Annotated in this window: 36 protein-coding genes and 2 pseudogenes; 29 read left to right on the plus strand and 9 right to left on the minus strand. The window is 62.8% G+C overall.

The genetic code is table 11. The features are described from left to right. Positions 1–202 precede the first annotated feature (202 nt). The 9 genes from FFS45_RS42865 to FFS45_RS38510 all read left to right on the plus strand — a co-directional run bounded on the left by FFS45_RS42865 (position 203) and on the right by FFS45_RS38510 (position 4962). Positions 203–328, plus strand: a complete 126-nt coding sequence (locus FFS45_RS42865) for a hypothetical protein (RefSeq protein ID WP_259394498.1) — start codon at positions 203–205, stop codon at positions 326–328. 282 nt (positions 329–610) lie between these two features. Continuing rightward, complete coding sequence (locus FFS45_RS38475; RefSeq protein ID WP_042339299.1) at positions 611–946, plus strand: hypothetical protein; 336 nt, start codon at positions 611–613, stop codon at positions 944–946. A 45-nt stretch (positions 947–991) separates the two neighbouring features. Next, on the plus strand, positions 992–1237 hold the full coding sequence (locus FFS45_RS38480) for a hypothetical protein (RefSeq protein ID WP_137959871.1): 246 nt from the start codon (positions 992–994) through the stop codon (positions 1235–1237). Beyond that, positions 1230–2090, plus strand: coding sequence for an N-6 DNA methylase (locus tag FFS45_RS38485; RefSeq protein ID WP_042339297.1), 861 nt, complete (start codon positions 1230–1232; stop codon positions 2088–2090). The genes FFS45_RS38480 and FFS45_RS38485 overlap by 8 nt, the downstream gene beginning before the upstream one ends. An 11-nt stretch (positions 2091–2101) precedes the next feature. Further along, on the plus strand, positions 2102–2596 hold the full coding sequence (kleA, locus tag FFS45_RS38490) for a stable inheritance protein KleA (protein ID WP_245621252.1): 495 nt from the start codon (positions 2102–2104) through the stop codon (positions 2594–2596). Between the two features lie 15 nt (positions 2597–2611). Beyond that, entirely contained in the window at positions 2612–3061 is a 450-nt protein-coding gene (locus tag FFS45_RS38495; protein WP_028229055.1) for a hypothetical protein, read from the plus strand. Positions 3062–3572: 511 nt separating this feature from the next. Then, positions 3573–3902: a hypothetical protein gene (locus tag FFS45_RS38500; protein ID WP_137959872.1), complete on the plus strand. Its 330-nt coding sequence runs from the start codon at positions 3573–3575 to the stop codon at positions 3900–3902. A 210-nt stretch (positions 3903–4112) separates the two neighbouring features. Next, complete coding sequence (locus FFS45_RS38505; protein WP_137959873.1) at positions 4113–4337, plus strand: hypothetical protein; 225 nt, start codon at positions 4113–4115, stop codon at positions 4335–4337. Between the two features lie 4 nt (positions 4338–4341). Continuing rightward, a complete protein-coding gene (locus FFS45_RS38510; protein WP_028229053.1) occupies positions 4342–4962 on the plus strand; it encodes a recombinase family protein in 621 nt (206 codons plus the stop codon). A 578-nt stretch (positions 4963–5540) separates the two neighbouring features. Here FFS45_RS38510 and FFS45_RS38515 read toward each other — a convergent pair. Together FFS45_RS38515 and FFS45_RS38525 are read right to left on the minus strand one after the other, a co-directional pair. Then, on the minus strand, positions 5541–5768 hold the full coding sequence (locus FFS45_RS38515) for a hypothetical protein (RefSeq protein ID WP_028229052.1): 228 nt from the start codon (positions 5766–5768) through the stop codon (positions 5541–5543). A 313-nt stretch (positions 5769–6081) separates the two neighbouring features. Further along, positions 6082–6402 carry a hypothetical protein gene (locus FFS45_RS38525; RefSeq protein ID WP_042339292.1) on the minus strand — a complete coding sequence of 107 codons (321 nt, stop codon included), beginning with the start codon at positions 6400–6402 and terminating at the stop codon, positions 6082–6084. Positions 6403–6715: 313 nt separating this feature from the next. Between FFS45_RS38525 and FFS45_RS38530 the strand changes: the two genes are divergently transcribed. The 6 genes and pseudogenes from FFS45_RS38530 to FFS45_RS38555 all read left to right on the plus strand — a co-directional run bounded on the left by FFS45_RS38530 (position 6716) and on the right by FFS45_RS38555 (position 11325). After that, complete coding sequence (locus FFS45_RS38530) at positions 6716–7102, plus strand: hypothetical protein (protein ID WP_028229051.1); 387 nt, start codon at positions 6716–6718, stop codon at positions 7100–7102. Next, positions 7095–9263: a type IV secretion system DNA-binding domain-containing protein gene (locus FFS45_RS38535; RefSeq protein WP_084170302.1), complete on the plus strand. Its 2169-nt coding sequence runs from the start codon at positions 7095–7097 to the stop codon at positions 9261–9263. The genes FFS45_RS38530 and FFS45_RS38535 overlap by 8 nt, the downstream gene beginning before the upstream one ends. Positions 9264–9276: 13 nt before the next feature. After that, the gene (locus tag FFS45_RS38540) at positions 9277–9726 is read left to right on the plus strand and encodes a protein-disulfide reductase DsbD N-terminal domain-containing protein (protein ID WP_028229050.1); all 450 of its coding nucleotides are present in this window, start codon (positions 9277–9279) and stop codon (positions 9724–9726) included. An 11-nt stretch (positions 9727–9737) separates the two neighbouring features. Beyond that, positions 9738–10436: pseudogene (gene mobF / locus FFS45_RS38545) on the plus strand (MobF family relaxase); the annotation flags it as partial. Positions 10437–10486: 50 nt separating this feature from the next. Further along, positions 10487–10711: pseudogene (locus FFS45_RS38550) on the plus strand (IS110 family transposase); the annotation flags it as partial. 140 nt (positions 10712–10851) lie between these two features. Continuing rightward, positions 10852–11325, plus strand: a complete 474-nt coding sequence (locus FFS45_RS38555; RefSeq protein WP_137959874.1) for a hypothetical protein — start codon at positions 10852–10854, stop codon at positions 11323–11325. Between the two features lie 4 nt (positions 11326–11329). Here FFS45_RS38555 and FFS45_RS38560 read toward each other — a convergent pair whose 3' ends face one another. The 6 genes from FFS45_RS38560 to FFS45_RS38585 all read right to left on the minus strand — a co-directional run bounded on the left by FFS45_RS38560 (position 11330) and on the right by FFS45_RS38585 (position 15006). After that, positions 11330–12091 carry a class I SAM-dependent methyltransferase gene (locus tag FFS45_RS38560; protein ID WP_042339268.1) on the minus strand — a complete coding sequence of 254 codons (762 nt, stop codon included), beginning with the start codon at positions 12089–12091 and terminating at the stop codon, positions 11330–11332. Further along, on the minus strand, positions 12075–12692 hold the full coding sequence (locus FFS45_RS38565; RefSeq protein WP_028229004.1) for a hypothetical protein: 618 nt from the start codon (positions 12690–12692) through the stop codon (positions 12075–12077). The genes FFS45_RS38560 and FFS45_RS38565 overlap by 17 nt, the downstream gene beginning before the upstream one ends. 69 nt (positions 12693–12761) lie before the next feature. Beyond that, positions 12762–13487, minus strand: a complete 726-nt coding sequence (locus tag FFS45_RS38570) for a M48 family metalloprotease (protein ID WP_028229003.1) — start codon at positions 13485–13487, stop codon at positions 12762–12764. Between the two features lie 31 nt (positions 13488–13518). Then, complete coding sequence (locus FFS45_RS42175) at positions 13519–14301, minus strand: hypothetical protein (RefSeq protein ID WP_063834454.1); 783 nt, start codon at positions 14299–14301, stop codon at positions 13519–13521. 31 nt (positions 14302–14332) lie between these two features. Next, entirely contained in the window at positions 14333–14737 is a 405-nt protein-coding gene (locus FFS45_RS38580; protein ID WP_028229002.1) for a type II toxin-antitoxin system VapC family toxin, read from the minus strand. Next, entirely contained in the window at positions 14734–15006 is a 273-nt protein-coding gene (locus FFS45_RS38585) for an AbrB/MazE/SpoVT family DNA-binding domain-containing protein (RefSeq protein ID WP_028229001.1), read from the minus strand. The genes FFS45_RS38580 and FFS45_RS38585 overlap by 4 nt, the downstream gene beginning before the upstream one ends. 536 nt (positions 15007–15542) lie before the next feature. Here FFS45_RS38585 and FFS45_RS38590 point away from each other — a divergent pair. The 12 genes from FFS45_RS38590 to FFS45_RS38645 all read left to right on the plus strand — a co-directional run bounded on the left by FFS45_RS38590 (position 15543) and on the right by FFS45_RS38645 (position 22273). Then, positions 15543–15968, plus strand: coding sequence for a hypothetical protein (locus FFS45_RS38590; protein WP_028229000.1), 426 nt, complete (start codon positions 15543–15545; stop codon positions 15966–15968). Between the two features lie 23 nt (positions 15969–15991). Continuing rightward, entirely contained in the window at positions 15992–16774 is a 783-nt protein-coding gene (locus tag FFS45_RS38595; RefSeq protein WP_028228999.1) for a ParA family protein, read from the plus strand. 11 nt (positions 16775–16785) lie between these two features. Continuing rightward, on the plus strand, positions 16786–18120 hold the full coding sequence (locus FFS45_RS38600) for a ParB/RepB/Spo0J family partition protein (protein WP_028228998.1): 1335 nt from the start codon (positions 16786–16788) through the stop codon (positions 18118–18120). Positions 18121–18164: 44 nt separating this feature from the next. Next, positions 18165–18464 (plus strand): hypothetical protein, encoded by a 300-nt coding sequence (locus FFS45_RS38605; RefSeq protein WP_052421043.1) that lies wholly within the window; start codon positions 18165–18167, stop codon positions 18462–18464. Beyond that, the gene (locus FFS45_RS38610) at positions 18457–18921 is read left to right on the plus strand and encodes a hypothetical protein (protein ID WP_052421042.1); all 465 of its coding nucleotides are present in this window, start codon (positions 18457–18459) and stop codon (positions 18919–18921) included. The genes FFS45_RS38605 and FFS45_RS38610 overlap by 8 nt, the downstream gene beginning before the upstream one ends. A gap of 30 nt (positions 18922–18951) precedes the next feature. Further along, a complete protein-coding gene (locus tag FFS45_RS38615) occupies positions 18952–19254 on the plus strand; it encodes a hypothetical protein (RefSeq protein WP_028228997.1) in 303 nt (100 codons plus the stop codon). Between the two features lie 14 nt (positions 19255–19268). Beyond that, a complete protein-coding gene (locus tag FFS45_RS38620; protein ID WP_028228996.1) occupies positions 19269–19745 on the plus strand; it encodes a hypothetical protein in 477 nt (158 codons plus the stop codon). A gap of 40 nt (positions 19746–19785) precedes the next feature. Next, positions 19786–20169 carry a TrfB-related DNA-binding protein gene (locus FFS45_RS38625; protein ID WP_028228995.1) on the plus strand — a complete coding sequence of 128 codons (384 nt, stop codon included), beginning with the start codon at positions 19786–19788 and terminating at the stop codon, positions 20167–20169. 3 nt (positions 20170–20172) lie between these two features. Continuing rightward, positions 20173–20394 (plus strand): hypothetical protein, encoded by a 222-nt coding sequence (locus FFS45_RS38630; protein ID WP_042339262.1) that lies wholly within the window; start codon positions 20173–20175, stop codon positions 20392–20394. Between the two features lie 88 nt (positions 20395–20482). Further along, the gene (locus FFS45_RS38635; protein ID WP_028228994.1) at positions 20483–20806 is read left to right on the plus strand and encodes a type II toxin-antitoxin system RelE/ParE family toxin; all 324 of its coding nucleotides are present in this window, start codon (positions 20483–20485) and stop codon (positions 20804–20806) included. Beyond that, a complete protein-coding gene (locus FFS45_RS38640) occupies positions 20803–21120 on the plus strand; it encodes an addiction module antidote protein (protein WP_028228993.1) in 318 nt (105 codons plus the stop codon). Before FFS45_RS38635 ends, FFS45_RS38640 begins: the two co-directional genes overlap by 4 nt. A 109-nt stretch (positions 21121–21229) precedes the next feature. Continuing rightward, complete coding sequence (locus FFS45_RS38645; protein ID WP_084170293.1) at positions 21230–22273, plus strand: replication initiator protein A; 1044 nt, start codon at positions 21230–21232, stop codon at positions 22271–22273. Positions 22274–23493: 1220 nt separating this feature from the next. On the opposite strand, the gene FFS45_RS42025 is transcribed toward FFS45_RS38645, so the two are convergent. Next, on the minus strand, positions 23494–23682 hold the full coding sequence (locus tag FFS45_RS42025; protein ID WP_171029874.1) for a hypothetical protein: 189 nt from the start codon (positions 23680–23682) through the stop codon (positions 23494–23496). A gap of 160 nt (positions 23683–23842) precedes the next feature. Between FFS45_RS42025 and FFS45_RS38650 the strand changes: the two genes are divergently transcribed. Both FFS45_RS38650 and FFS45_RS38655 read left to right on the plus strand, forming a co-directional pair. Then, entirely contained in the window at positions 23843–24226 is a 384-nt protein-coding gene (locus FFS45_RS38650; RefSeq protein WP_028228992.1) for a hypothetical protein, read from the plus strand. 18 nt (positions 24227–24244) lie between these two features. After that, positions 24245–25209, plus strand: a 965-nt coding sequence (locus FFS45_RS38655; RefSeq protein ID WP_137959875.1) for a DNA-binding protein, incomplete at its 3' end; no start/stop codon positions are given.

Here is a 25209-nt window from a genome sequence, read left to right on the forward strand (position 1 = left end):
TGCAAGGCGGCCTGTGGCCGCCAAGACCTTGGGGCCTGTTCCGGCCCCAAACCCGCCCCGGCTCTTGGTTCCGGTGCAATTTTCAGCGGCAAAAGTCAACCGTTTTATTTCAATAAAAAGGGTTGTCTTTCTTCGTCAAAGGGTTGACGGTCAACCCTTTGACGGGTAGAATGTCTCTCATGGTTGATAAGGAGATATGACCATGACCCAGCAAGTTTTCGAGGCATTGGCGGACTGGATTTCTGAAGGTGTCGCAGTCGATTTTGAGGCCCTGGGCTTCGACATCGAGGTGATTACCGTCGATCCCCCCGCCGACCTGGCTAACTGATTCGGACGGGTGACGGTGAGCAGACCATACCCGACCGAGAAACCAGACCATCAACAACCCGCAGGAGATAAGCCAATGGCAACCGCGACCAAACCCCAGCCGCAGAACCGCGAAATCGTTTTGAACGGCTCGCGCCTGTTCGAGCGCTGGGACGGCAAGACGTGGATTTGCTACCGCGTGACGAAACCCTAAACCCAGCAAACCCCCAGCGCTGGGGGTGACGGTGAGCAGACCAGACCCCCGGCGCAGTTTCCAGACCATCGACCTTTAGGAGTGATCCAGATGCAACCAACCACCGCAACCCCGACCGAAACCGCCCGCCCGGCCGCCCTCGTGCCCACCGGCTCGCCCCTGTTCTCCCTGGGCCAGCTCTGCGCCACGCCCGGCGCGCTGGAGGTGCTGGAGCAGAACGGCCAGCAGCCTATCCACTTTGTCGCCCGCCACGTTGCCGGCGACTGGTCGGAAATGGACGCCGAAGACCAGCAGACCAACCGGGAGGCGCTGGAGTGCGGCGCGCGCGTGCTCTCGTCCTACACGACGAAGAACGGGCAAAAGCTCTGGATCATCACCGAGGCCGACCGCAGCGTGACCACCCTGCTGCTGCCTTCCGAGTATTGAGCAACGACGCCGGGGCCACCGCCCCGGCCTGACAGCGGGGTGAGCATGACAACCAAGACCATCGGCCTGTACCTGACCAGATCAGGCAAAGAGGCCATCCGCCTGAAGGAATACCCCTTGCGCGACGGCCGCAAGGGCTATTCCTGGATCGGTGAATACGGGGCAGGCAGCGGCGAACCGCTGGCCGCCTACCTCGCCATGATCGAGCAATTCAAGAAGACCAAGCGCGGGATGCAAACGGTGATCGACGCCCACGCGCACCAGGAAGAAGGGGAGCCCAGCCGTGGCTAAGAAGCACATCCGTTACACCAACGACCACCAGGCCGAGCTGGGCAAGCTGCTGCGCGAGCTGGGCTATCGGCACGGCCTCTGGCAAGTCTTCCGCGACTTTGTGGCCATGTGCGCCATTGCGATCAGCAACGCCGTAGACAAGCGCCAGTTTGCCGCGCGCGAGGCTGAATATATGAAGATCGTCGGCCGCTATACCAAGGAAGAAGCCGACATGATGGCCCGAGGCTTGGCCCATGTCACTTTCGGCCTTGAAGCTGGCATGTGTGATTTTCTCGGCTCCCTGTTCATGAATCTGGAGCTGGGCGACTCTTGGAAAGGCCAGTTTTTCACGCCCTACGAGGTCAGCTATTTGATGGCCGCGATCAACATGGGCGACCGCGCGCCCGTGGAAATCGAGAAAAAGGGCTTTATCACCCTCTGCGATCCATGCGTAGGCGGTGGCGCAATGGTTATTGCGGCCGCCCATGCCTTGCAGGACGCGAAAATCAACTATCAGCAGCACATGCACGCCGTCGCCGTCGATATTGACATCGTGGCGGTGCAAATGGCCTATGTGCAGTTGTCGCTGCTGCATATCCCGGCTGTCGTCTATCACGGCAATTCGCTGAGCGTTGAAACATGGTCAACGTGGCGCACGCCCGCCCATGTCCTGGGCTTTTGGGATGTGAAGCTGCGCCGCGCCGGTGACGCCGCCACCCTGACCGTGCCCGCCGCCCAGTCTCGCGCCGAGGAAGCGGCCGACGACGCCGAGGCCGAGGCGGAAGCCATGCCCACCGCCGCCGCCCTGGCTCCCTCGCCCGTTCCCGCCCTGGCCGCAGACATCAACCTGCGCGGCCAGCTCGCCCTGTTCTGAAAGGTTCGCCCGTGACCACCGCCACCACTACCACCAAGCCCGCCGCCCGCTTCCTGCCCTGGGTGGACATGCTCGCCGAGGTCGGCTCGCCGATCATCAAGCAGCGCGACCAGGCGGCCGCGCTGCTGGCCGAAGCCGACGCCCTGGAGCGCCAGGCCGACGAGCTGCGCCGCGCGGCTGTCGCCGCCCGCGCTCCGCTGCTGGAGCGCGTCATGAAGAACTGGAGCCTGGCCGAGCTGGAGCAGGCCGCCAACCGCGCCGAGTCCATCACCCACCCGGTGCCGCTGCACTGCATCGAGGACGCCGAGCTGCGCAACGCCATTCGCGCCCTGGAGGGCACGCAAGGCCCGCTCGACGTGCTGCGCCTGTTCAATCAGAAGGTGATCCGCCAGCACAACCTGCTGAGCACGGCCACCGAGGACGAGCGCCGCGCCACCCTGGCCCGCGCGCTCAACTGGTGGAATTTCGCCGTGGTGCCCATGCTTGAGCGCATGGGCACGGAATAGGGGAGGGCGGCCGCCGTGAGCATCGAGCAAGAGGCCGCCGAGCTGGTGGCCGCCGTCGATCCGGCCGCTGTCGCGGCCGTGCTCGCCGACTTCCCCCCAGCCGAGGACATCACCATCCGGGAGCACTGGCAGGAACTCGACCCGACCCTGACCAAGAAGGCCCCGCGTGACCTGGCGGCCCGCGAGTCCTTCCTGTTGGCCAAGGTCGCCAGCTACGAGGCGTCCCGCCTCGCCAGCATCGCCCGGTACAACGACCTGCGCGACCGGGGCCTGGCGGCCCTGTCGCCCTACGACATCTGCATTTCCAGCGGCAATGACCCCTTGGGCGCGCTGCGCTGCGCCCTTCGGCTGAAGGACGCCCATATCTCCTATGACCTGTCGATCCTTGTCCGCTTGCACCTGGAGCTGGACGAGGTGAGGGCGCTGCGTGCGGGCTCCATGTCCCCCCAGCTCGCCCTGTTCTGACGCGCGGCCGCCTGTCGGCGGTGCGGCCTGCGGCCGGTGCCAGCCTTCGGCTGGCCGTGGTGCCGGGCTTGCGCCCGCTCCAACAGCCAGCAGGCCGCCGCGCTGCGCGCGCCGACCTGCCACCCACCCGCACCACCTGGCTGCTTTCCGGCTGACCCTTGCGCCTGGCCAGCTTTCACTGCTGGGCGAATCTGGCCGCTGCGCGACCAGACCGGGCTGCTCCGGGTTCGCGCCTTCGCGCTCATCCCCGCTTCGCGGGGACTGCTGCGCAGCCCTGCACATCCCTTTCGCTTGCGCCGTCCCGGCGCTGGCCTGCGGCCTGGCCAGACCTTTCGCGCGCGAAAGGTGGAGAGGTCGAAAAGTCACGTTTCCGCCCTGGACGGGCGAAAACGTGGTACTTTTAACGACCGTTTTAGCTACCGTGAAACCCGGTAGCGAAACAATCCTTAAAATTCACCCGGAACCCGGTAGAAATAGCCCGCGCCGGGGAAACATCTACCGAAAGGCCCGAATGCTGATGCCCCATTCAACCCCCGACGCGAATAGAGCCGTTTTGAGCGGTTTTCCTGAGAAGTTGAGGCCTACCCTCCAACTCATCGAAAAAAACCCGTCTGGCGAGGTCGCCGTCGCCCTCGTCCAGTACGTCGCTTCCTTCGTTCACCCGGACATGGTGTGCAACCTGGCGATGATGGAAAGCCTGCCCGTGCCGGCGAAACAGGCCGCGCTCGAATTCTTCGAGCACTGCCTGTCGGTCGGCCTGACCATCGAGCAGCAAGGCGACCTGCTGCGCTTCATCCAGCCGTACATCGTGGCCACCCTGGGCGGCCAACGGCCGCACTGACCAGGCTTCACCCGGTCGATGCGCCGTGAACCCGATCCGCTGTCTTCGCGCTCGCCTGCCGGCTCGCGCTGAAGACCCTGAAACCACATCCGGGCTCTTGGTCGGCTTCGCCTCCAATTCGCCCAGGTGCTCGCGCTGCGCCGCTTCGCGCCGCACGCACTTCGCCGCACTGCTGGCCAGCGCCGCGATCTGAACGAGAAAGGCAAACCCATGAACACAGACGCCCCTCAATCCTTCGTGGCGAACCACTCGAATGCCATGCTCGCCTTCGGCATCGTGCTGGTCGGATTCCTTGCCGGACTGATTCTCGGCCGCGCAGTCGCGCGCCTCATCAAATCGCCCGCTGTCGGCGGCTTCGCCAGCCGACTCTGCATCATCATCGGCACGCTGGCTTCGCTTCCGCTCGCCTACCACTTCGCCATCAAGGCGGGCTGACTGCGTGCCCGCATACTTTGCCTACCTGCGCGTCTCGCGTGACTCCCAGGACGTGGCGAATCAGCGCCTGTGGCTGCTCGATTACGCCAACGCCAAGGGCTACACGCCCTTGACGATGGTGGAGGAAACCGCCAGCCGCAGCATTCCCTGGCGCGAGCGCCTGATCGGGAAGCTGCTGCTAGAGCGCACCCAGCCGGGCGACTTCATCCTTACGTCTGAATTCACCCGGCTGGGTGGATCACCTGGCCAGGTTTTCTCCATTCTTGAGAGTGCCGCCGCACGCGGCGTCACCCTCATCATTACGAAAACGCAGACCGTGATGGACGGCAGCTTGAATGCGCAGATTCAAGCCGCCGCCTTCTCGATGGCTTCCATGATCGAGGTGGAATTCACTCGTGCTCGCACTCGTGAAGGCCTGGAGCGCGCTCGCCTCGCTGGCCGCATCGGCGGCCGGCGCAAAGGCAGCACCGGCCGCCTCAAACTCGACCCGCAGCGTGAACGTGTCGGCGAGCTGTACCAGCTCGGCCTCTCCATTCCAAAGCTGGCCCGTCACTTCGACGTGACGGAGAAAACCATGCGCAAGTTCCTTGCGCGCCACTTCCCCAAGAACGGCTCTGCGAGCTGACGGCTGCGCCGTCACCACGCCCGCCGTTCTTCCCCTTGTCGCTTCGCCTGCGGCTCGCTCCGATGCCGTGAAGTTGGCGGAAGGCTGCGCCTCCCGCCAACCCTCCGGCACCGTCCAAGTGGCCGATTTCTCCCGGCCTGCCGATACGTCCGCTACCCGCGCTTTTCGCATGACCTGGGTTCACCGAGTCTTCGCAACCCTGGGCGTGCCCCCTGCGGGGTCGGGCTGTCGTGAATCGAGCCCCGCTGCGCGTGTCTCGACCCTGCGGGCTTCCATCCCTCACGCCTCCGCGCCCTGGCGGGCGCTGCGCGCTCCGCTTGCCGGCCTGGCTCGACTTTCGCGCGCGAAAGCCAAACCAGGCGCAGGGCAGGGCGGCCACGGAAACCGGCTCTGCCGCTTTCCGCGCCCACCACGGCCCTGGGCGATCTTGCTGGCGTCTGCGGTGGCAGACTGGCCGCTCGCCAAAAGACAAGGCCGCCCGTTCCGCCGCACTGTCGTGCGGCTTCACTGACGGCCCATCTCACGCAACTCGCCGCCTGTCGGCCCTCTGCGGCTGTTGCAATTCTGGCCCGCTGATCCTACAGCGTGCCCCACTCACGTTCGTGAGTGTCTGACTTGATCCGGTGAAGGATGCTTTCGCACCCTTCACCGGATGCTGCGTAAAACGCGCAGTCCAACCCATACGGGTTGGTCAACCAGATGTCGGCACCATCGAGATTGACGGCCCAGCCGTCAATCTCTGCTCGACCATCACTACGCAGCTTTTCCAGCAGCTTCGTGTTCGTCCAGTTTTCCACTTCTGCCATGACTCCCTCCACCTGGGCGAATCTGGCCGCTGCGCGACCAGACCGGGCTGCTCCGGGTTCGCGCCTTCGCGCTCATCCCCGCTTCGCGGGGACTGCTGCGCAGCCCTGCACATCCCTTTCGCTTGCGCCGTCCCGGCGCTGGGCCGTCTCTCCCTCAACCACCGCGTTTCCCACAAGCTCCACAGGCCCTCGCGCTTGATCCGGTTTCCCACAAGAAGTCTCTTGTGGAAAACTGGGCGCGACCCCCTCCCTTTGGGATATTTTGGGTATCCCCGGTCGGGGGCAAAGGGGCCTGTGGATTTGTGGAAAACGCTCACTGGCCACTCGCCGCCGGTTCGCCCTGGCCGTCCGTTTTCTGACTTGTCGCCCCAGCCTCCGGCTGCGGCGATGAATCGACCAGCAACGCCGCCTTGATCGCCGGCATTGCCAGCTTCCACTGCTCCGCTGGAACTGCGTCCAGCTTCTCAGCGCGGATCAGCTCAAGCACGGCTTTCGTGTTCCGCTCCTGCTCCTTCCGCTTCTGCTCTCGCTGTCGTTCCTCCAGCTTCCGCAGCTTGTCGCGCTGGGCTGCAATTTCTTCTCCCAGCGTCCGCGCCTTGCGTCCGCCCTTTGGTGCCGATTTCGCATCACTCACGTTCTTCTCCTTCTCGGTTCGGTTTCGTCAATCCTGCTCAACCCCTCGGGGCTTCCTGCGCCCCTGGGTTGGCCCCATTTTACCAAATGGGCTCGGATGGCCGCTACCTGCGTCTAGTCAGATGACGCCACCAGTCTTGAGGGTTCGCGGGGGAGCCCCGCACCCCCTCAAGACTGGTCACACACCACGCAACTATCGTTGCACGGCCAAAAAACCCGCTATGGCGGCCTTTTTGGCTGTTAAACACCTAAACCAATAGCGTTAAACACCTAACTGTCTTACAATGGCTAAACCATTGCCAGGACAAGAGAAAATGCCGAAAAAGCCAGCGAACGGAGAAGACGGCTCAAAGTTCATCGGGCTACGCCTCGATAGGGATACTGCGGCCTATTACAGCAAGCGTGCGAAAGAGCGAGGAACCACACTTTCCGAATTTTTGCGCACCATGATCGTTCAGGGCATGATCGCCGAAACGGCCCTCGACGTGGAGCAGCGCATGAGGGTCATGCTCGCCGAAATGCAGATTCAGACAGGCGGCGGTGGATCGGCCAAGCTGCCTGAAAATGCGCTTATGTCGATCTACACGTCAGAGCAGCTACTGACGAAGATTGTGGAGGCGCGCAACCCGCAAGACCTCTACGACGCACAGGACAGAGCGAAGGCAAAGATCAAGCGCGAGAAAGGTGAAGCAAATGGCTAAACGGGCAGAGAAGGGCACGATGGGGAGCTTCTCCAGAGGTGCCGAGTTGTGGATGCACCAAGCACGCTTGTTCGGCGTGGCGGTGCTGACAGTCGTGGTGATTTCCTTCCTGATCGGTCTGGTGACTGGTGGCGTCTACTTCTACAAGGCGGCCACGCCGGTAGAGCGGTACGCACTGGAACGAAACTGGATCGGACAGGCGCGCGATGCGCTGGGCATGAACTTGGCAAAGATGGAGCTGTACGTCAACGGCAGCAAGTCGATGCTTGACGTGAAAGAGGTGATCGCGCTCACCGAGGACGATGCCACCGAAGCGCGGCGGAAGATGAGGAACGGCACGCTGATCGGTGGATTGGTAGGCATCGGATGTTTGCTCCTGCTGAGCATGTTCTGGTGGCACTACGGGCGTGGCAAGATGACCGATGAACGCCTGCGCGGTGCATCGCTGGTGAACGGCGAAGACCTCAAAACGCTGGTGAACGCCCGCGAGGATGCAAGCCCGTATGTGATCGCCGATGTGCCGATGCGCGCCAAGTCTGAGAACCTGCATACGCTGATTGCCGGCGCGCAGGGCACGGGTAAGTCTCAGCAGTTTTTCGCGCTCATGAAGCAGGTACGTGCGCGCGGGAAGCGGGCGATTGTCTATGACCCGTCGGGCGAGTTCACCCAGGCGTTTTTCCGTCCAGGCAAGGACATCCTCATGAACCCACTGGATGCCCGCAGTCCGAACTGGAACATCTGGAACGAGATCGAGAAGGACTACCACTTTGACAATATGGCCAACGGCCTGATTCCTGATCCGGCCGAGGCTGACCCGTTTTGGGCGAAGGCGGGCCGGATGGTGTTGAAGGACGTTTACAAAGTTCTCGGGCGTGAAGGCCGACGAACGAACCGCGACCTCTACAACTCAATCGCCAAGAGCAACCTCGAAGCGATGCACGCGCTTTTGGCTGGTGAAGCGGGTGCGAGCTACGTTGACCCGGTGACGGAACGAACCGGGATGTCGCTCAAGATGACAGTGCAGAACCAGCTTGAGGCATTCCGGTTTTTGCATGACGAGGGTGAGCCGTTCTCGATCCGAAAGTGGATCAAAGAGGAATCTGACTCGTGGATGTTCATCACGGCGCGCGAGGAATTGCGCGAGGCACTGGCACCTGTGCTGTCCCTGTGGGTGGACACTGTTATCAAGGCGGTGCTGTCTCTCGATCCTGTCCACCGCGAACGGCTTTGGCTGTTTGTGGACGAGCTACCGACACTCCAAAAGCTCGACATCTTGAAGCTGGCCCTGACCAATACCCGGAAGTACGGGCTGTGCTGTGTGCTGGGTGTGCAGGACTTCTCCCAGGTCTATGAAATCTACGGCCACGACCTGGCCAAGACCATCATTTCCGGTTGCCAGACTAAGCTGCTGCTGCGCGTGACGGACGGCGCGGCGGCCAAGCTCATGTCGGAGTTGATGGGGCAGGCCGAGGTGGACGAGAAGGACGAAACGCTCAGCTATGGCATCAGCTCGTCGCGCGATGGCGTGAGCGTTTTTGCGAAGCGCAACCTGCGGGAAATCGTGCTGACTTCCGAAATTCTGACCTTGCCAGATATGCACGGCTATCTGGTGATTCCCGGCGATTACCCGATTGCCCGCGTGGCCTATGAGTACACGCCGACGCCGAAGATCGCCGAAGGCTTCGTGGAGCGTGGCGGCCTGGGAATCAGCTTCCAGCCCAATACACCGGCCGCACCGGATATGCTGGATGACGATGATGATGCGCCGGCTGCGCCTGCGGCCGGGGCGGTCAAGAAGACCGAAGGCGACCGCGTAGTGATCGACGCGGATACCGGAGAAGTGGTCGGCACACGCGAAGAACTTTCGCGCGCGAAACCGCGCAGCGAGGACGAATCTGACCTCGAAGCGCTCGCCGAGGCGCTGGCCGGGAAGGAGGACATTTCCAAGGATCGCACCTACACCTTCAAGGTGCCGCCCAAGGGCTTCCCGTCGCGGATGTTCCACGATGCGGGGATGGAGATTCCGGGCTTTATCCACGTCCCGGCTGGCAAGACGCTGATGCAATCCATCGAGGCGTTGACGATGAAGAAGCCGGCGAAGGCGGCGGCCGCTGCCGCCAAGCCAGCGCCGAAAAAGTCCGATCCCTACGCTGACATTTGACGAGGTGGACGCCATGAACAAGCAAAGACGAGTGATCCTAGCTGGCCTGGCGGCGTTGCCCATTTCGCGGTTGGCGAGCGCTCAAGAGGTGTCCCTGTTGCCCGCCGAGCAGGCGTTTCTGATCGGCGCGCGGCAGGAAGGGCCTGGTCGGATCGCGCTGGATTTCAGGATTGCGCCGGGCTACATCCTCTACAGGGATCGCTTCGCTTTCGCGTCTGACGCGCCGCTGGTCAAACTGGTGAATCCGCGCTTCCCTGCGCCGGCAGAGAAGTTCGACAAGGTGCTGGAAAAGCAGGTCGCCTACTACGAGGGGAGGCTGACGGTTGGGCTGGACGTGATCGGCCAGCCGCAGCCGTTCCGCCTGAAGGTTCAGGTGCAGGGCTGCGCCGTGGAGGCCGGGGTGTGCTATCCACCGTACACCAAAGAGTTCCAGGTTCCGGCGCTCAGCAAGAAGGGGGGGTGACGATGATTAGCATGAACAACGTGGGCAGCGCTGGCCAGGCGCTGCACTACTTCAGCAAGGACAACTACTACACCCAGGACGAAGGGCTGGAGAAGTCGGAGTGGTTCGGCCAGGGTGCGGCCGCGCTGGGGCTTTCCGGGCAGATCGAGCGCCAGGACTTCTTTGAAATCCTGAATGGCAAGGTCGATGGCCAGGAGCTGGGCAAGTTCGTGGTGAACGAGGAAACCGGCGAGCGCGAGCGGGAGCACCGGCCCGGCACAGACATGACTTTCAGCGCACCCAAGAGCGTTTCGCTGCTGGCCGAGGTCGCCGGCAACCGGGAGGTGCGGGAAGCCCATGAGGCCGCGGTCAAGAAGGCGCTGACCTACATCGAGTCCGAGCTGGCCTACACACGGCAGATGAAGGACGGCGAGCTAGAGTCAGTGAAGACCGGTAACCTGGTGGTGGCCATGTTCCGGCACAACACGTCACGCGAGCTTGACCCGCAGACCCACACCCACGCCGTCATCATGAACGCCACCAAGCGCGAGGACGGCGAATGGCGCAGCCTGACCAACGACGAGATTTGGAAGGCGCAGCGGGTGGTCGGGGCCATCTACACCGGCGAGCTGGCCAGCAAGCTCCAGGAGCTGGGCTACGAACTGCGCCGTACCGACGAGAAGGGCAACTTCGAGGTGGTCGGCGTCACGCGCGAGCAGATCGAGCACTACAGCCAGCGGCGGGCGGACATTGAGGCCTCGCTGAAGTCGCGGGGCGTGGACACCCCTCCAGGCGTGGCAACAAGGTGCTCAAACGAACCTTGTTTCTCTCTGCGTTTGCGGCCTTGCGAGACCCGATCTCACGCGCCTACTACACGCGCAAGATCCAGCAAGGAAAGCGTCACAACCAAGCGCTCATCGCGCTGGCCAGACGTCGATGCGATGTCCTGTTCGCCATGCTGCGCGACGGGACCATTTACCAACCACAAACCGTCCCTAACGCTTGACGAAGCACATAGGGGCACCCCCTCTGAGCCGCAGCGCTCATCCCTGTGACCGCTGCTGGCGAGAATTAAGCGCGCGCTTAAAAGTTCAAGTTCTTGCAATCTCCGCCGTTATTTCCGATGAATACGTGTGGGGGGGAAGTATGGAATTTGAAGAATCTACAGGGGTGCCTGACTGGCTAATTCGGGACGTTCGCGCGCAAGCCGCACGCATGGATGATGGGCAGTTTGTCCGCGACCTCGGGGAGCTTGGCCAAGCCCTGTGCGAAGCCGACGCCGGCAGGCTGAAGACGATCTTGGCCGACAGCAAGACCGCAAGGCGCATCGAGCGCGAGCTGGAAGTGGTCTTGCCGTTCTACCTGCCCTTGCTGGCCGACTCGATCAACCGCCGTGGCGAGGAAACGCACCTGACCTCGGACGAGCTGGCCACGCTGCTGGTGAGCCACGGCACGGAAGGCATCGTGCTGAAGCCGAAGCTGCTGCTTGAATCCGGCCGCTTCGGCTTCGCCTTGATGCAGGCGGCCGCCGCGCTGGCCGAGCTGGACGATACGCTGGCCGGCCTGTGGTACTTGTCCCTCAAGGAACTGCTGCAACGCGAAGCGGCCGCCAGCGCCTGACGAACTACACCCGGCCGATCCGCAGCGCGATAGGCCACGACACCGACCGGCGAGCCCCGGCGTCTCCCCACGCCACGCCGATGTCATCCGCGAAGCTGGTCAGCAAGTCTTGCCGCCCAGCATCAACGGCCGCACGCACGGCCGACCAGGTGGACACATAGCCCAGCAGCTCCGGCAGATTCCAGGTCTGCCTAATAGCCATGCGAGGCGCTGCAAGCTCTGAAAACGGGAAGTCGATGGTGGAGTAGCCGCTGTCCACCAAAGCGCGCTCAGGAGGCCAGAACGGGCCGATGACATCGCGGTAGAAGCGCTGGAAGACCGGGGCGACCTCCGGCTCCAGCTCCAGCACGCCATAGGTGGCCAGCGCGACCACCGCACTAGGCGCAGCAATGCGCCGCACCTCACCGAAGAACGCCGGCAGATCGAACCAGTGGGCGGCCTGGGCAGCAGTTACCAGGCTGACGGTGCCGGCATCGAGCGGCAGCTTCTCGGCCGGCGCGCGCTCATAGCGGACGCGCGGATGCTGGATGGCATTGGCAAGCTGATCGGCACTCGGATCAAGGCCGACGACTTGGCTGAAATGGCTGGCGAGCTGGGCCGTGAGCTGGCCGGTGCCGCAGCCCACGTCCACGGCCAGGTTCTTGTCAGGGGCGACCAAAGCCAGGAAGGTGGCCAGCTCAGCAGGATAGGACGGGCGGAACTTCGCATAGGCGCTGCCGCCCTGCGCGAACCAGTTTCTCGATGGACGCTCAGCGCTGATCGGCATCTACGGCTTTCTGTTGGCCAACCTGTGCGCCATCGGCCAAGCCGATCTTCAGCGTCACGTCGCGGTAGGTAGCGGTCGGGCCGGTAGTGCGTGCCTGGGCGCGATCAAAGCTGATGGTGGCACGCCAGGCGGCGGCCCCATCGACCGAGCACTCATAGCGGCCCAGCCACTTGTTCTTGAGGGCGTATTCCAGCGCATCACCGACAAGCGGCTCTGGTTGCCGCAACATGGCCACCACGATCTGGCGGAAGACCTCGACATCGGAGAGGCCGCGCTGTGGAGGCTCGCCCTTCTCGATGAGCGGCAAGCCAACGTACTGCCAGCTTCCGGCCTGGCTGGTGCAAAGCTGCTCCAGCTCGCCGGTCTTCTTCCCGAGAGCATCCATCTGTGAGCGGTGGATGAAGAACGGCGACGAATAGGTGGACACGCGCAGCGCGACGGTGGACAGCACGGCAGAGCGGCCGAGCTGGAATTCAGGCACCTTCCAGGTGTCGCGCACGAACTCGGTGAGCTGCATGGTCTGCGGGGACAGGGGCGCGGCCGTTGCCGCAGCCGTGGCCATGAATAGCGCAGCACCGGCTGCGTAGCGGATCACCTTCATCGACTTATTCTCCCAATCTCGAAATGCCCTCCATGATGCACAGGGCGCGAACTTGACGGCAAGTTGCCGTCAGAGCAGCGCCGGCCGCTTCGTCTCCAAGGCCCGCAGGCGCATAGGCAGAGTCGGGTAGGCCATGATGATAGTCAGCCACCGATGCCAAGCCGCGCTTGGGTAGAGGATGGCCAGCTCGCGCAAGCCCGTGCTCATCGAGGCCGGGCCAGCGAGCAGCGCCCCGCCGGCATCCGCGCGGTATTCCATGTAGCGCCTCAACCCGAGGAACAGCAGGAAGCCCACTACAAAGAAGGTGCGACTGTCTGAGGCGTAGGAGCCCAGGGCAAAGATGCAGGCATAGACGAAGCCCACCAGGATGTGCCGCTCGCGGGCGTGAGTGTTTTCGTGGCCAAGGATGCCGATCAGGCCCTCATCGCTCATGCGATCAAAAAGGCCCGTGGTGATGTAGATGCGCGACTGCGATGGCCACAAGCCCACGGTGTTCGCTTCCTTGTCCGGGTGCTCGTACAGGAAGACCGGGCAAGAGCTGCCGTAGCGCTGGAGCAGGCTGGCCAGTCGCGTCTGCCTGGCGGGATCGGTGCAAGGCTGGGGAGCCAGGTAGCGAGCGACCAGGGGCATCCCGGCATAGAAGCCGAACAGGAAAACCAGGCTTCCAACGGTCTGGAGCAGATTCGCATGACCTTGATCCGGGGCCAGCTTCGCGGCCGCCCAAAGGACGCCGCCGCCCACCTCCATGACGAACAGGAAGAAAACGAGCCTGCGAAACCAGGTTGTTGGAATCACGACGGTTATCCTTAATCCAAGATTCTTTTCATTACCTCTCGATTCCATCAAAGCAGTTGTTGACGGTCGAAACAACCGCTTCGAGTATTTTCCGTTTCTGCTTTACGATAGGGTCTTGCAAATTTTCACCGCCAGTGCATAGCTCTGCTTGCATCAGCATCTGGTCATCACGAACGTTGATTAAAACGATCCTCCCAAGCTCTCCAAGGGTATCGTGATCCAGAACGAGACAATGGCCCCGGTGATCGTAGCCTCTTGAGGCGACCACACCCGCAGGTAAATCATCAGCGCGCAACTGTTTCAAGCCTGGCCTTATTGATTTGCCCTCGGCGAGCCATTGCAGTTCTGCTGCAAGGTGCTTTTCCTGCGCAAGCGCCTCAAGCCCCTTTCTTATCTTCTTTGGACTCTGCGGGAACTGTTTAAGAGGCTGGCTAACGTGCTTTCCTTGGTTCAGCGCCTGGGTCGTTCTGTCCATCACTTCCGCCAGCAGGTCAGCGATGCGTTTTGCGTCTTGGAATAAATGCTGCTTTTCCTTCTCGGCGAAGTGCCTGCCTAAGCCTCTGCTCAACATGACCTCAAACTGCCCGTCCTCAAGGATGTTGCCATCCATGATGGTATTGCCGACACTCAAATGTCTGTATCGCAACAGCGTTTCGCAACAAGCATGAACAAGCGGTTTGATTTTCTCGTCAATATCTCGGTACATGTCCTCGGCAATCGACTCATTCAAAACAAAGTTGATGCCGTCGCCATGTAGCACAAACCGAAACAGGAAGATCGAGACGGAATTTCCAGCCAAGTTTTTCATGTTCATGGTTGCCTCAAATTCTGCAAATGAAAGCGGGCTATCTTTCCAGCCAGTTCTCTACGCTGAGGCCACGGATGCGGCCGAATTCGCGCGTGTTGTCCGTCACTAGCGTGAGGCTGAGCGCATAGGCGTGTGCGGCGATCAGCAGATCGTTCATGCCGATAGGCTGGCCAGCCGCTTCTAGCTCAGCGCGGATGCCTGCATATTCGGCGTCAGCCGGAATATCCAGCGGCAGCACCGGGATCGTTTCAAGAATGCCCTCCACCCTGGCCAGCAGCTTGGGCGAGCCCTTCTTTGCGCAGCCATAGCGCAGCTCGGCTGCGACGATGATGCTGGTGAAAATTTCCTTCGGCCCGACCTGCTCGATGCGACGTGCAGCAGGCCCGTCCGGGCTGCGGATCATGTCGCTGATGATGTTCGTGTCCAGCAGATATCCGCTCAAAATATGTCCTCCGGCCGGGCGGGCATGTCCTCAATGAGCGGGAACTGATCTTCCGGCGCGAGCGGCGCTTCCTTCCTCCACTCGGCCAGTAGTTCGACGATGTTCGTTGGCCGGGTTACTGGCTCGATGATGAGTTTGCTGCCTTCGCGGTGGATCAGCACACGATCCCCCGGCAACTCGAACTCCACGGGAATCCGCACCGCCTGACTGCGGTTGTTCCGAAATAGCTTGGCCTCTTTTGGCCTTGATGGGGTTGCTAGGGTAGGCATGGCATAGTCCTCCTATGTATATGCCACATTGTATATGCCCGTCTGCGCCGTGTCAAACCGGCCCAGCGTGCCATCCCACTCCCCCCCGCCCCTCGCCCTGCGAGGGGAGCGAGTCGCCCTCTGTCGTCAGAGATGCAGGGTGCGGCCTTTGGCCTGAACCCCCTGCACCTCAGACGGTGAGCGTCTTTCGCTTCGATCCCCATCAAGGGCCGCTGCGCTGCCATCCTCGCCCGTTCGGTGCTCGCCTGCGGCTGCGCTCCGCGTGCGGCCTCCGGTGGCTCCCTTGACAGGGCTCTACGCTGGAAGGCCATGTTGCTCTTGAGGCACAAAAAAGATTGCGCGGATGATGCAAAAAGGTTGCAAAAGGGTTGACCGTCACCCCTTTTTGCCATAGAATTACAAACATCAGCAGTTCAGTGGGGCGCTGATTCTGTCCTCCCGACACGGTGAGCAGACCGTAGGACAAGACCAAGGCTTTCGCGCGCGAAAGTCCACCCGCAAGACCCTCATCACCCTTTGACTTTGGAGCCATGACCATGAACCCGAACCTCTTTCACCGCCTGTACCAACGCCTGAGCGACCTGGTGCCCGACTTGGCCAACGTGACCCTGGGCAGCACCTTCTTCGCTCCCCCGCGCATCGCCGGGGATATGTCCATCTATTGCAGCGTGTCGAGCGTGCAGGACGGCGTGATCGAGCTGGAAATGGCTCACGACCAGGTGGTGAAGGGTGAGGAACAGCCCGCGCCCTGGATGGTGTTTCGCGTCGATGTGGTGAAACAGCAAGCGGAGCTGCTGGCAGTGCAGGACGAGTGGCGCTACGAGGTGGTCTATTCCGAGGACAACCGCGCCAACCCGCGCCGCATCCCGATGAACCTGTTTGCCGTCAACTGGCTGACCATCATGCTCAACCTGCATTCGGTCTTCCAGCCCGTGGTCGCCCCGGCTCTGACCCTGGCCTGAACCCGCATCCAAGGAACGATCCCATGAAAACCATTGCTATTGCGAATCAAAAGGGCGGTGTGGGCAAGACCACGCTGGCACGCAATCTGGCCTTCTACGGCATCGAGCAGGGCCATCGTGTGCTGTGCGTTGACCTCGATCCGCAAAAGAACTTCAGCAAGACCCTGCGCGCCTTCCGCGAGCGCAACCTGGGCGATACCGGCGAAGGCGAGGCCTTCCTGATGGCCAGCTCGCTTTTCGACGGTGCTGGCATCGAGCAGCAGCCGATGCCCTGCGGGGAAGGTGCCGCACTGGTGGCCGCCGACCGCGAGCTGGTGGACGTGGCCACGCGGCCGCTGGAAGACATGCACGCCCCGCGCGCGGCGCTGGCCAGCCTGTCGGCCGACTTCGACCTGTGCGTGATCGACACCGCGCCGACCCTGGGCCAGCCGCTCTATGCCGCGCTGATCGCCGCTGACTTCGTGGTGTGCCCCTGCACGATGGATCAAGACGCCATCGACGGCCTGGGCGATCTGTTCGAGGACATCGCCCGCGTGCAGCAACTCGAATGGAATAGCGACCTGGTGACGCTGGGCCTGCTGGCCAACCGGGTCAACACCCGCCGCGCCTTCGACCGCAACGCGCTGGATCAACTGCGCGACGAGCTGGGCGACGTGGTGTTTGACGGCGTGCTGTACGACCGGGCCGCCACCCAATACGCCAAGGATCGCCCCGTGTGGCGTGTCCAGAGTGGCGAAAGCCAAATTCTTGCCGCGAAGGAAATGAAGGCTGTGTGCAGCCAGATTTTCGACAAGGCCACGATCTGAGAGGACAAGACATGACCGCAACCGCAACCGCAACCAAAAAGCCCGGCCTGAACCTGGGCAAGCTGTCCGCCGTGGCGCAGATTGCCGTGCAGCCGAAACCGACGCAGCCAGCGGACGCCGAAATCGAGCTGTCCCGCATCTTCAGCGTCAAGCAGGTTCGCACGAAGTTCGGGAACCTGGAGGAACTGGCCGAGAGCTTCAAGCTGAACGGCATCATCGAGCCGCTGGTTGTCCATGAGGAAGCTGACGGCCGGTACCGGATCATCGTGGGTGAGCGCCGTTTCCGCGCAGCGCCCTTGGCAGGGCTGAGCAAGGCCCCTGTGGTCATCAAGCGCGGCATGTCCGAGCTGGAAATTCGCCGGATGCAGGTGTCGGAGAACAACGACCGCGAAGACCTGTCGGCCTACGACCAGGCGATGGGCGTGATCGAGGACGTGGAACGCTATGGCATCGAGGAAGCGAGCCGCATTTGGAACAAGACGGACAAGAAGAACCCCGGCAAGGAGAAGCAGAGCGAGGGCTGGATCAGCAAGCGCATGGCTGTCACTCGCTACGCTGAGCCCGTCCTGGGCCTGCTGAAAGACGGCTTGTGCGAGGACTTCGAGGTACTGCACAGCCTCAATCAGCTCCATGCCGAGAGCGAAGAAGAATTCAGCCACATGCTGCGCCGACTCCACGAAGGCCTGCCGCTGTCGCGGGACGAGGCCCGCAACAAGGTGTCGGCCGTCAAGCAGTTCAAGCGCGAGCAGGCGGAATTCCAGAAGCGCCGCGAGGAAGTGCAGCAGGCCAAGCAGCAGGAGGCCAAGCAGGCGAAGACCAAGCCGGCCGCGCCGGCAGCGACCGAGCAGGATGCCGACGACGCCGACCGGGCGGCCGCGCCGCAGGCCTCGACGGGCAAGGCGAAGACCAAGGGCGAGGAACCCATCAAGCCAGGGCAGACCTTCCTGCCGACGCTAAGCCCCAGCCCGGAGGAAGTCGCGGCCGCCGAACGGGCGCAGACCGAGAAGGCGCTGGCCAACCTGCGCAAAGACGTGTTCGAGTGGGGTGAAACCAACCTGGCGCACTTCAACAGCATGAAGGCGAAGATGGCCGAGCTGGATTGCGACATGAATCAGACCGAATGGGTGCAGTGGAGCGGCTTTCTGTCGATGGTGCTCCCCATGATGGTGGCCCTGGGCGAGAACAAGTCCCTGGCGTACCTGAAGAAGCTCCAGGACGAATTCAAGACGAAGACGCCGCTGCTGATGTGGCGCGAGCAACATCCGCTGGCACCGGAAGCCGACCCCGAGCACGACGACGGCCCGCGCATCGAGATTCCCCCGATGCCGGAAGGGTGGCGATTCTGAGCAGCGACGGCCGCAAGGCCGTCTCCCAAGAAAGAACAAGGATCATGAAGACATTGCAAAGCGTGGTCGGATTCCTGGTGCTGACCGCCGCTGTGTTCGCCGCGCCTGCTGTCATCGGCAGCGTGCTCGCCGGGGCCGCTGGGCTCCTGATGATGGCCTCTGCCGGCGTGGGGCACCCTGCCCCGCCGCCCTCCCCTCGCTTCGTGCAGATCGTGCAGGCAGCGCCGACGCCGGCAATGCGTGTGTACGAGCTGGAGCACGGTGCCGGCGTGGTGGTGTTCAAGCAGATCGACGGCAAGCTGGTGAGCCGCATGTACCGCGTGGCTGGAGGCATCCATGCGTGAACCGCTGAGCTACCTGGAGCTGCACATGCACGACGACACCTGCCAGGTGCGCGCGTACATGCTGGGCGAAGGCGACGAGCCGTTGCGCTTTCACGCCGGCTTCTCGCAGCGTGACATTGACGCCGGCTGGAAGCAGGTGATGGCCACGGATGCCCGAGGCCTCACGGCGGCCGACATCGAGCAGGAGAAGGCCAAGGTGATCGAGTCCCATCGCCGCTACTGGAAAGAGCTGGCCGAGCGGAATGAGGGCCGAGTGGTCTGCAACGGCATTCACTACACGATGCACGAGCTGGGCAAGGGCATCGGCTTCGGCGGTCAGGCCTTCCTGGTGCGCTGGCTCGATGCCGACAAGTCTCCGACACGGTGCAACCTGTCCTACCAAGGGCGGGTGCCGGCGTGGATGCGGGGCGTGCTGCCCGACAACGCAGCGAGCATCCAGGACAAAGGGCGGCACTGAGCCGACCGACACAAGGAACCAAGGACGAAGATGGACACGAAAACGAAGACCTACATCGGCGTGGCAGTGGTCGCCGCTGGCCTGGCCGGTGCCGTGATCGGCAACACCGTGAGCGCCAAGCCGGCGAAAGACCAGGTGCGCGCCGCACTCTACGAGCAGTGCGTCAACAGCACTGCCTACGCGCCGAAGGCCGACAACAAGGACGACTCGCTGCACTGCAACCGCCGCAGCATCGACCTGCTGGTGGCCGTGATCTACAACGACAGCTACATGCCGCCCATCGACGTGGACAAGTACGAGGCGGTACTGGCCAAGTACAAGCACCACAACTGACCCGAGGACACACGATGAAGACCAAACTGATCGCCGCTGTTTTCCTGGCTTGCTTCGCCAGCTTGGCCAGCGCTCAAGTGACCGACGCCCAAGCCCGCAACGCCCTCCAGGTGCAAGCCAGTGCCAGCAGCGTGCATCCCTTCTGCAAGGCTGACTTCCTGGCCAAGCAGGAGCAGCAACTGAACGGGGCGATTGCCCGTGCCGACTTCGTGACGGCCAGCGCGCAAGGCGAGATTATCTCGGCCAACGTCGCTTCCTGCGGGCTCCAAGCGGGCAACTCCCTGCCGCAGTGGGCCGACCAAGCCGGCCGCCTGCTGGCCACAGCCGTGATTGCCGCGACCCGCGTGCCTGGTGGCATGGCCACCCCGAAGACGACTTTGAGCGGTGAGCGCGCCGAGCTGCTGCTGGGCTATGCCATGCAGAACGGCTCGCCCACGGCGGCCGAAATGCTGCGAATGCTCCAGCAGAGCAACTACAAGACCTTCAACTGAGCTTTCGCGCGCGAAAGTTCACCCGCCCCGGAAAACAACTATGAAACTCAAGCGCCTGTCCCCGGAAGAATTCGATGGCTTGCCCTGGATGGCCAAGACGCGCTTCCATGACCAAACCTGGTCGATCCTGCGTGCCGTCCTGGTGGACGGCCGCACTCAGGCGGACGTTGCCACCGAGTACGGCGTCAGCAAGCAGCGTGTGAATAGCCTGATGGGCGACTTCAAGCGGAACTACATCGCACAGGCGGCCGCCACGGGGAACGCCGTGGTGAGTGTCACCTTGGACATGCCGGAGACTCTGGCGCTTGAGGTGGCCGGTCTGCTGGATGCGCTGAAGGCCTGCACGAACGAGGAGAAGAAGGCCGAGGCGCTGGAGAAGGCCACCAACGCAGTGCGCAAAACCACCAGACTCTTGAAAGGTTGATCCATGAGCAACGAAACAAGCGATACCAACCCGTACAACACACTCGTCTTCGCCAAGCCAGGCAGTGGCATGTCCTACTCGTTCAATCGAGAGGACAGCGGCCATACTTTGGTTGTGGCACCGAGTGGTCGAGGAATGTCGTTCATGTTGGATGAGCTGGAGAGCGAAGCGATCACGGCGGGAGCGAAAGTGGTCATCGTGGACAAGGGGCCGTCATCAAGCTGAACCGGGACGTATAGACGCCACTGCCATCCACGCCACGAGGAAGCGCAAGGGCTCTTGCGCTTTTGTCGTTTATAAACGATAATAGGTTATGTTCACTGTCCGCCACTACGTCACTGAAGACGAGCACGACCCCTTCCAGGAGTGGGTCAAGAAGCTCCGCGATCCGATTGCGAAAGTCCAGGTGCTGAAGCGCGTCAACCGGATCGAGGGCGGCAACTTCGGCGACCACAAGCCCTGCCGTGAAGGGGTGTGGGAGCTGCGGATCGACCAAGGCCCAGGCTACCGCGTCTACTACGCGATGGCCGACGCCGTGGTGCTGCTACTGCTGTGCGGTGGTGACAAAGGCTCCCAGGACGCCGACATCGAGCGCGCGATTGGGTATTGGAAAGACTGGCAACGGAGGTCAGCATGAAGGATCGAAGCCACGACGAAGCAATGGCCGAGCTGTTCAAGGAAGACCCGGCTTTTGCGGCCGAGTACCTGAATCAGCTTCTCCAGGATGGAGAGCCGGCCGATCTACTGGTGGCGCTGCGCCAGATGGCGGAAGCGCACGGTGGCGTGCGTGCCATCGCCAAGGAGACAGAGCTGAACGCCAACCAGCTCTACCGCACGCTTTCACCCCAGGGCAATCCTGAGCTGCGCAGCCTGTCGGCCGTGCTCAAGGCGCTTGGATTGCGCCTGGCTGTCCAGGTCGCTCCGCAGCAGCATCATGTCGCTGCGGCTTGAGATAGGCCCACAAAGAGAAACGCCCGGCGAGCAGGCCGGGCGGTTCATAGACCATCATCAACCCATCTTGACCCAAGGCCGCGAGCCAAAAACCAAAACGGAGTGAGATATGGAGAAGTCTAGCACGTCAGGTAGTTTGGCACCAGTAGCGCAGCCTCAAAACCCGCCCGAACTGACCGATCTTTTCGGTGAGCTTCAGATCATCAGCAGCAGTGAGCCGCATCAGAGCGATGCGGCCGACGCCCCGTCGCAAGGTGATCTGTTCGAAGTGGTTGTCCTGGTGCATGACTGGCCGGTGAAAGACGACGTGTCCTCGATGGAGTACCCCATCTTCTCGCTCAGCAAGAACAAGGACACCCGCATCCGCACCTACTCCCGAGGTGGCAAGACCCTGAAGGTGATCCCGTCCGCGCTGGGCGCGGCCACGGTCTTCGACAAGGACATCCTGCTGTACTGCCTGAGCCAGATCGTCAAAGCGCACGACGCCGGCATGATGGTCGGCCGCCGCCTCAAGATCGCCGTGCATCCTTTCCTGGTCGGCACCAGGCGCAGCACCGGGGGCGCAGCATACGTGCGCGTACTGGACATGTGCCGCCGCCTCAAAGGCACGACGATTGAAACCAACGTCAAGACGAACGAGCGCGAGCAGGTCGAGGGCTTCGGCCTCATCGAAGACTACAAGGTGACGCAGTACACCAAGAACGGCAAGGGCGCGCTGGAGCTGGAGCTGACGATTGCCGACTGGCTCTACCGGGCCGCCATCGCCTCCGACATCCTCACCCTGCACCCCAACTACTTCTCGCTTGGCCAGGCGCTGGAGCGCCGGCTGTACGAGCTGGGCCGCAAGCACTGCGGACAACAACCTTGGTTCACCATCGGCCTGCCCTTGCTGCAAGAGAAGGCCGGCAGCACGCAGAGCGCGAGCCACTTCCGCACCGAGCTGAAGGACATCATCAAGAACGACCGCCTGCCCGACTACCGGCTGGCCCTGGACGAGTCGAGCAAGCCCAACCAGCTCGTCTACATGACACGCGACAACAAGCGCCTCGTGACGGAGGCCAACCGCGTGGGCAAGCTCTCCTGGGTGTCCGGGATGCTTCAGCAGTCGATGGACATGTCCAAGGCCAAAGCCAAGCCCAAAACCGTGGCCTAATGACTCGTCTATCGCCGTCACTCGTCTATCGCCGTCGAAAAGGACTTCGAGGCAAAAACGCCCGACTCGTCTATCGCCGTCGATTTTCTCGTCTATCGCCGTACCGCTTTTTCGCCCATAAGCCCTGCCAGACAGGGCTTTTCGCCGAATTGGGGCAACAATGCAGCCGCTTTGCCGTCAGTCTGACGGCTCCAAAGCACTCGTCTATCGCCGTAACTTTGGCCACTTATCCACAGAAATTCGAGCGTCATCGTCTATCACCGTCAGTTTTCTCGTCTATCGCCGTAGTTCTGACTCGTCTATCGCCGTGCCCCCAACTCGTCTATCGCCGATGCGCCGCGCGGAAAAATCCTTATAAATCAACGCATTACTGCGCGATTTTTGCGGCTTAACACGCGCGCGCGTCTTAACACTTTTCTTTTTAACGTTTTTAACGCCGCCGAAGGGGGAGACCCCCTTCTCGAACCCACCCGAGGCCTTCGGCCTCTCCCATCCCCCCAGGGGTGCTGCGCCCCTCGGCCTACGGCCTCACCCAGCATTCGTGCGCGCCTGCGGCGCGAGAGCGATTACAAGCCCGGCTGCGCCGGGCGGTGGTGCGCAACCGCCGTAGCAGCAGCCGTCTAAGCGGCTCAGGACGGCCGCAAGCGTCCATCCTGACCTGGCCCGCAAGCGGGCCACCCTACGGGCGCTAAGACCCGGATAAATCACGCTGGCCACGTCTACGCCGTGGCCACCGCTCAACCGGGCGCGTGTGCGCGCGGCTGCACAACCGCTGGTGAGTCGCCAAGGTCTGAAAACCTGTCTTCAAGGAATAGAGGGGCGAAGCCTGGTCGATGGGCGGAATGGCCTAAAAGGGCTTTCCTGGTGCGATATGCCGGCCTAGGCGGCGTTTTCTGGCTGTCGGGTAGCCCCAGGCCCCGGCGATGGCGAGAAAACGGCTTGTAGGCCGTTCTGGAGGGTCGATTTTTCGGCTGACCAGCTCTGCCGGTGATGCGGCCGCCGATGACGGCCGACTTGGCCAGCAGCCGCTGGCCAGCGGCGACAGACAAACAACCGGCCGGCAGCTCGACCAGCGCTGAGCCCAGGCCGGCAAGACGGTGGCGATAGACGACTCGCACCCTGGCGCACCCAGGAAAAAGGCCCCGATCCACCAGGATCGAGGCCAAAGACTGCGGGTGTCAGGGAGGAATACACCGCTACAGGCGGCAGTCTGACGGCAATTATGCACACGCGCCGGGCTCGACCATGCGGAAAAGCCCGGCAATCGTCACCTCGCAGCCGCCGCGCCACACCGCATCGTCTATCGCCGCACCGGCCAGCGACTTCGTGGCCGTTCGCGCGCGTGCGCGTGAGAGCCGCAGAGCTGGCCAGCCCGCGTCGTCCATCACCGTCATCGTGGCCGTGGCCACGCACCGGGCCGGGCGCTGGCCAGGCACGTCGCCGACCTCGCCGCATGCAGCCGGCCGGTGCGGCTGATCCGCAACAATCCGGCTTTTATTTGTTTGTTAGTTTGTTTGTTTCTTTGTTTGTTGCTATACTTGATGCATCGACCGTGAAAGGAGGTGCCCCATGTCCTTGAGCTTCCAGCAACTGAACGCCGCCCGCGCACGCGCGGCCGCCATCCGCCCGGTGCGCGGTGAATTGGGTCGCCAGGGCTTGCTGGCCCTGTATCCGAAGCTGCGCCTGACGACCGCCGAGGCCTACCACGAGGCTTTGAGCGATCAGGCCGACAATGAGGCGGGGCAGCAGATCGACGCCGGCCGCGAGCCCTACCTGGTGAGCGACGAGGCCCTGCTGATGAACCTGGAGCCGTTCATCCCGGTGTTCGACGTGCTGGCCGAGCGGCAGCGTGTCGGCACCGGCCGTCGCTTCGGGCATGCCGACTTCATCGCCCTCGACCTTCCTGCCGGGCCGTGCCTGGTGCCTGCCGACGCCCTCTTGGCGTGGCGCTGACCAAAGAAAGGACGCGCCATGCGCCCCGCTGAATTCACCACTGAGCAAATCATCCAAGCTGGCCAAGCGCTGCAAGACGCTGGCCGCAACGTCACCGGCTTCGCCCTGCGGCAGAAGGTCGGCGGGGGCAATCCTTCGCGCTTGAAACAGGTGTGGGATGAGCACCTGGCCAGCAAGTCCGTGACGCAAGACGAGCCGGTAGCTGAGCTGCCCGTGGAGGTGGCCGAGGAAGTGAAGGCCGTCACTGCTGCGCTGACCGAGCGCATCACCCAGCTTGCGGCAGAGCTGAACGACAAGGCGGTGAAGGCCGCTGAGCGCCGCGTGGCCGAGGTGTTACGCGCTGCCGGCGAGCAGCGTGAGCAGGCCGAGCGTGAACTGGCTGACGCTGCCACGACCGTCGATGACCTGGAGGCCACGCTGGACACCACGAAGGCAGAGGTCGAAACATTGGCTGGCAAGCTCGCCGAGTCCCAGGCGAACGGCCAAGCGCAAGCGGTGGAACTGGCTCAGCTCCGCGAGCGCTTGAGCGCCGCAGAGGCGGCGACGAAGGCCGCTGCCGAGAAGCATCAGGCAGAACTCGTCAAGCTCCGCGCCGAACTGGACAACGCCGAGCAAGCCCGCAGCCAGGCCGTGGCAGAGCTGGGCACCACGAAGATCGAGCTGGCCCGCGTGCAACAACATGCGGCTGATCTGGAGTTGGCGACAAAGACGACCGCCGAGAAGCATGAAGCCGACACTGCCGCGCTGCGGGGTGAGCTGGAGGCCGCCGAGAAGGCCCACCACGCGGTCGATGCAGAGCTGTCCGCTGTGAAGATCGAGCTGGCCCGCGTGCAACAACATGCGGCTGATCTGGAGTTGGCGACAAAGACGACCGCCGAGAAGCATGAAGCCGACACTGCCGCGCTGCGGGGTGAGCTGGAGGCCGCCGAGAAGGCCCACCACGCGGTCGATGCAGAGCTGTCCGCTGTGAAGATCGAGCTGGC

This window comes from Burkholderia sp. 4M9327F10 (assembly GCF_005503145.1).
GTDB lineage: Bacteria > Pseudomonadota > Gammaproteobacteria > Burkholderiales > Burkholderiaceae > Paraburkholderia.